Consider the following 396-nt stretch of genomic DNA (forward strand, 5'->3'; position numbering starts at 1 on the left):
TCCCGAACGGACGCAGGCGCCCGGCGGCGGCCGGGTGGACCGGTCCGCCACGCCGGCCGGCGTGGGCGAGGCGGTCGTCCAGCGCCTCGGCCTCCAGGTCAAGCCGTTCGAAGGCGACTGGCACGTCTCGGCCGACGTGCCGGAGGCGCGCCGCGCGGAGGTGGTGGCGCTCGCCAGGCAGATGCTGGACGCGCACCCGCAGGTGGCCGAAGTCTACACCGCGGCCGAAGTCGCGGCGCACCCCATGCCCACGACGCGGCCGGAGAGCTGGAGCCTGCTCGACCGCTTCCGCGCCTCCTACGATCCCCGGCGCTCGCCAGACCTTCTGGTGGCGCTGAACGAGGGGCTGTCGGCCATTCCCGCCGGCTCCTCCGGCGCCATCGCCGGGCACGGCAC

Annotated in this window: 1 protein-coding gene; it reads left to right on the top strand. The window is 76.0% G+C overall.

Annotated elements, in window-relative coordinates; genetic code table 11:
• A partial coding sequence (locus AC2JF9_RS10165) for a hypothetical protein (protein WP_500727524.1) occupies positions 1 to 396 on the top strand: 396 nt, incomplete at both ends.

The sequence above is a fragment of the Lactobacillus sp. C449L genome (assembly GCF_059900815.1).